Source organism: Streptomyces sp. NPDC000151 (assembly GCF_040301705.1).
Lineage (GTDB): Bacteria > Actinomycetota > Actinomycetes > Streptomycetales > Streptomycetaceae > Streptomyces.
On the sequence record NZ_JBEPFC010000255.1, the window covers coordinates 1 to 5,169 of the forward strand.

Sequence of the window (5,169 nt, forward strand, 5' to 3'; positions counted from 1 at the left end):
GGCGACCAGCGCCGGCCGTGGCGGCATGGCGAGCGTCGGGATCCGCTGCTTCAGGCGCACCGGCCGGTTGAAGGCCAGCGTGGGCCAGCCGCGGGTCGCGGCCTCCCGGCGCAGCGCGCGGTCGGGGTTGACCGCGTGCGGATGGCCGATGGTCTCCAGCATCGGTACGTCGGTCGCCGAGTCGCTGTACGCGTAGCAACGCGCGAGGTCGTACCCCTCGGAAGCGGCGAGCTCCCGGATCGCCTCGGCCTTGGTGGGGCCGTAGGCGTAGTACTCGATCTCGCCCGTGAAGCGGCCGTCCTCGCCGACGACCATGCGCGTGGCCACCACCCGGTCGGCGCCGAGCAGCTCACCGATCGGCTCGACCACCTCGGCTCCCGAGGTGGAGACGATGACGACGTCGCGGCCCGCGGTGTGGTGCTCCTCGATGAGGGACGCCGCCTCGTCGTAGATGAGCGGGTCGATCAGGTCGTGGAGGGTCTCGGCGACGATTTCCCGTACCTGCGCCACGTCCCACCCACGGCAGAGCGTGGAGAGGTACTCCCGCATCCGCTCCATCTGGTCGTGGTCCGCGCCGCCCGCCAGGAAGACGAACTGGGCGTACGCGGTGCGCAGTGCGGCCCGTCGATTGATCAGGCCACCTCGGTAGAACGACTTGCTGAAGGTCAGCGTGCTCGACTTAGCAATGACTGTCTTGTCCAGGTCGAAGAACGCGGCCGCCCGAGGCGCTGAGTGGGGTGCTGAAGGAAGCGAGCTTCGGTTTTCCACAAGGCGAGCATAGGGGGGCACCATTCGGCGTAAGGTGTGGCGCGTGGGTTTGCCTGAGAAGGCTCTCGGGTACACCATGGAAGTCACGGATCGTTCGCGACCGTGCTAACCCGGCCCGACTCCTCCCCCCCCGAGTCGGCCGTGGGGACGACCCCCGCTCTCCCCCCCGGCGGGGGTCGTCGCATGTCCGGACCCGTTTTCGGACCCCGGGGACTGCTTCCTGAACTTCCTTCGGCGATCGATCGCCGGGCGCTGCTGCGCCCCTCGTTCGTAACTTACCGTAATCAGAAGACTGCTCTCAGGAAGTTTTCCATAGTCGCCGGTATAGGTGACCGGGATATTCACAGCCTCAGTAGTTGTCCACAGTTTTCGACCAAGATCCACGAGATTTCCCGGATCGCTGCACCGTGAAAGTCCGCGAAGTTCGCGGATGTGCGAGTTGTGTAGCGACAGGGGGACGGAACGTGGCCGGAAGCAACGATTTGGATCGTATGGACCGGGGCCCGCAAGAGCCCGGACCGTTGATCGTCACGGAGGACGAAAGCCTCCTCGACGATCTCCTCAGACTCTGCGCGGCGGCGGGCACGCTGCCGGCCGTGGCGCACGGAGGCAGCGTCCGGGCCGCGGGCTGGGAGTCGGCTCCGTTGGTGATCGTCGGGGAGGACTGCGTCCACCGGCTGTGGGGCGCCGGCCGCAGGGCGGGCGTGGTCCTCATCGGACGGGACGCCCAGGACACCCGAGTGTGGGAGCAGGCCGTCGAGATCGGCGCCGAGCGCGTCCTCGGACTGCCGGACGGCGAGAGCTGGCTGGTCGACCGGATCGCGGACGCGGTGGAGGGCGACCGGCGTCCGGCGCTCACGGTGGGCGTGCTCGGCGGCCGGGGCGGCGCCGGCGCGAGCACCCTCGCCTGCGCCCTGGCGGTGACCGCCGCGCGACAGGGGCACCGGACGATACTGATCGACGCCGACCCGCTGGGCGGCGGCCTGGACGTACTGCTCGGCGGCGAGCGGGAGAAGGGCCTGCGCTGGCCCGCCTTCGCCGAGTCCCGCGGCCGGGTCGGCGGCGGCGCCCTGGCCGAGTCCCTGCCGTACCTCCATTCGCTGCGCGTGCTGAGCTGGGACCGCGGGGACTCGGTGGCGATCCCGCCGCCGGCGATGCGCGCGGTGATGTCGGCGGCCCGCAGGCGCGGCGGCGTCGTGGTGGTCGACCTGCCGCGCCATCTCGACGAAGCCGTGTCCGAAGCGCTCGCCCAGATCGACGTCGGACTGCTGCTGGTCCCCGCCGAACTGCGCGCGACGGTGGCGGCCCGGCGCGTCGCGGCCCCTGCCCGAGCGGCCCTGCGCGACCTGCGCGTGGTGGTCCGCGAGACGCCGGGCCCCGGGCTGCCGGAGGCCGAGCCGGCCCGGCTGCTCTCCCTCCCCCTGGTCGGCACCCTGCCCTGGGACCCCCACCTCGCGGACTCGCTCGCCCGCGGCGCCCCACCGGGCGCGCACGCAAGGGAACCACTGGCCCGGTTCTGCACGGAGTTCTGGGGACGGGCGCTGGGCGGCCCGGAGTCCAGTACATCCGGCAGCGCGGGGACCTCACGGTGCGGCGGTCTTGCGGGCACGGCGGGGGCTTCGCGGTCCCGCTCGGAGGACGGCGAGGAGGCCGTCTCATGAACGGTTTCGGCGGAGTGCGGAAGGAAGCCCTGCGGGACACCGGTGCCGGGCGGGGGAGGCCGATCCGGCCGACGGCCCTCACCGGGGCGCGTGGCCTCAGCGCGAGGCGCGGTCTTACCGAAGCGCATGGCTTTCCGGGAGCGAGGGGCGCGCCCGGCCCGGCGAAGCCGGTCGGCGTGGCGGAGCCGCCCGGGACCGAGCCCGGGCCCGGCACGGACGGCTTGGGGGCCGGGACGCGCGGTGGCGCGGGGGAGAGGCTCCTGGAGGCTGTACGCCTGAGACTCGCCCGGGCCGGTGCCGAGCCGACGCCCGCCCGGGTGGCCGTGGCGCTGCGCGAGGAAGGACGGCTGCTCGGCGACGCCGAGGTGCTGGGCGTCGTGGCCGCGCTGCGCTCCGAGATGGTCGGCAGCGGCCCCCTGGAGCCGCTGCTCGCCGCGCCCGAGGTGACGGACGTACTGGTCACCGCGCCCGACGAGGTCTGGGTCGACCGCGGTGGCGGACTCCGGCGCACGGACGTGCGCTTCCCCGATGCCGCGGCCGTCCGCAGGCTCGCCCAGCGCCTGGCCGCGGTGGCCGGGCGGCGCCTGGACGACGCGCATCCCTGGGTGGACGCACGGCTGCCCGACGGGACCCGGCTGCACGCCGTACTGCCACCCGTGGCGGTCGGCTCGACCTGTCTTTCGCTGCGGGTGCTGCGTCCGAAGGCGTTCACGCTGGAAGAGCTCGTCGCGGCGGGCACGGTGCCGCCGGGCGGCGACCGGCTGCTGCGGTCGGTCCTGGCCGCCCGGCTGTCCTTCCTGGTCAGTGGCGGCACGGGCAGCGGCAAGACCACACTGCTGAGCGCCCTGCTGGGCCTGGTGGGGCGGGACGAGCGGATCGTCCTGGCCGAGGACTCCGCGGAGCTGCGGCCGGACCACCCACACGTCGTACGACTGGAGGCCCGCCCGGCGAACCAGGAGGGCGTCGGGCTGGTCACGCTGCGGGACCTGGTGCGCCAGGCGCTGCGCATGCGTCCGGACCGGCTGGTGGTCGGCGAGGTGCGCGGCCCGGAGGTGACGGAGCTGCTGGCCGCGCTCAACACCGGCCACGAGGGCGGCTGCGGCACTGTGCACGCGAACGCCGCCGCCGACGTACCGGCCCGGCTGGAAGCGCTCGGCTCGACCGCCGGGCTGGACCGCGCGGCCCTGCACAGCCAGCTGGCCGCCGCGCTCTCGGTCGTACTGCACCTCGTACGCGATCGCACGGGCCACCGGCGCATCGCCGAGATCCACGTCCTCGACCGCGCCCCCTCGGGCCTGGTCACCACCACACCGGCCGCGGTCTGGCATCCAACTGGCTTCCGGCGGGCCGAGGGCTGGGCCCGCCTGGCCGCCCTCTGCGACCGGGGAAGCGCCACGCACGGGGGAGACGACGTGAACGGGGACATGCCATGAGCGGGGAGGTGGCGACGGAGGCGATGACGCCGGTGTGCGCGGCACTGCTGTGCGCGGGGGCCGGCCTCTGGACGGCCGGCGGCCGGGACAATTCCCTGCGGCGCGCGCGGCTGCTGCTGGCAGGCGGGGAGGCCGCAAGCCCCGGGGATGCCGTACGGCGACCGGGCGCCGGGCAGTGGCCGCGTACGGGGCGTCGCTGGGCGTACGGCGAGCGAGCGATCCGCAGATGCCGGACGTGGGTGGTCGCTCGGTCGGTGCAGTTGGGGCACGCCCTGTGGTGCCTGCCCATCGGGGCCGTACTGGGTCTCCTGGGCCGGTCGTTGCTGCCGATGGCTCTCGGGGCGCTGGCGATGCCGGTCGCGCACCGTTGGCTGACCGGCCGCGCCGCGCAACGGGAACGCGACCGCCGTCGCGACGACGTGATCGCGTTCTGCGCGGCGGTCGCCGCCGAGCTGCGTGCGGGCTGCCAGCCGGGTCAGGCCCTGGTGCTGGCCGGTGAGGAGGGCCGGGCGGGGCCGGCCGGACTGGGCAGTGCGGGGGACGCGGTGCTGGCGGCGGCGCGGTTCGGCGGGGACGTGCCGGGTGCGCTGCGCGAGGCGGCGCGGCTGCCGGGCGCGGAGGGACTGACGGGCGTGGCCGCCTGCTGGCAGGTGGCCGTGCAGGGCGGCGTCGGGCTCGCCGCGGGCATCGAGCGCATCACGGCGGGACTCCGGGCGGAGCGGCATCAACAGTCCGAACTGCAAGCCCAGTTGGCGGGAGCGCGCACGACGGCCTTGATGCTCGCCCTCCTCCCGGCCTTCGGACTGCTGATGGGCAGCGCGCTGGGAGCGGACCCGCTCCACGTGCTACTGCACACGCCGGTCGGCTGGGCCTGCCTGGCGGTCGGCGGGCTGCTGGAGTGGGCCGGGGTGCTCTGGACGGGCCGCATCGTCCGCACGGCGGAGGGGCGGGCAGACCGATGACCGCCAAAGTTATCCACAGCCTGGGGATTGTTTCCGCGCTCGCGACTATCTTGGTCTGTACGGCATTGGTCATCCGCCGGGTCGCTCTCACGGCCGCCGTACGACGCCGCGCGACCCGTATTTTCTCAGCCGCTGGGACGGCGGCCCGCACCTCGACAGCGCGCGGCGCAGCCCGCCGCGGGCTGCGTGACGGCTCGGAGAGGCGCGTCCGCCCGGAGCAGCAGAACGAAGCCGTTCGGGAGTGGGTCGTGGTGGCCGCCGCGGCGGGTGTCGGCCTTGCCCTGACCGGCGGGGTCGTCGGAGCCGTACTGGGGGCCGTGGGCGCGTGCGCCACGCGAGGCCGTC

The 5,169-nt window shown here is 74.1% G+C and carries 5 protein-coding genes; 3 read left to right on the forward strand and 2 right to left on the reverse strand.

The annotated features are described in order from the left end of the window. Positions 1-792: HAD family hydrolase (locus ABT381_RS34960; RefSeq protein WP_351601879.1), on the reverse strand; the 792-nt coding region annotated here is incomplete at its 3' end. A 467-nt stretch (positions 793-1,259) separates the two neighbouring features. Between ABT381_RS34960 and ssd the strand changes: the two genes are divergently transcribed. The 3 genes from ssd (at position 1,260) to ABT381_RS34975 (ending at position 4,824) form a co-directional block, all read left to right on the forward strand. Further along, on the forward strand, positions 1,260-2,429 hold the full coding sequence (ssd, locus tag ABT381_RS34965; RefSeq protein WP_351601881.1) for a septum site-determining protein Ssd: 1,170 nt from the start codon (positions 1,260-1,262) through the stop codon (positions 2,427-2,429). A gap of 221 nt (positions 2,430-2,650) precedes the next feature. Continuing rightward, entirely contained in the window at positions 2,651-3,862 is a 1,212-nt protein-coding gene (locus ABT381_RS34970; protein ID WP_351601890.1) for a TadA family conjugal transfer-associated ATPase, read from the forward strand. After that, entirely contained in the window at positions 3,859-4,824 is a 966-nt protein-coding gene (locus ABT381_RS34975) for a type II secretion system F family protein (RefSeq protein ID WP_351601884.1), read from the forward strand. The genes ABT381_RS34970 and ABT381_RS34975 overlap by 4 nt, the downstream gene beginning before the upstream one ends. 125 nt (positions 4,825-4,949) lie before the next feature. Here the strand turns inward: ABT381_RS34975 and ABT381_RS34980 are convergent. Beyond that, positions 4,950-5,169 (reverse strand): hypothetical protein (locus tag ABT381_RS34980; protein ID WP_351601887.1); only part of this gene is annotated, 220 nt, incomplete at its 5' end.

What these genes read in the sequence shown, in the direction of transcription:
- ABT381_RS34975 (WP_351601884.1), top strand. Translation starts at nt 3,859, where the DNA reads ATGAGCGGGGAGGTGGCGACGGAGGCGATGACGCCGGTGTGCGCGGCA.
- ssd (WP_351601881.1), top strand. Translation starts at nt 1,260, where the DNA reads ATGGACCGGGGCCCGCAAGAGCCCGGACCGTTGATCGTCACGGAGGAC.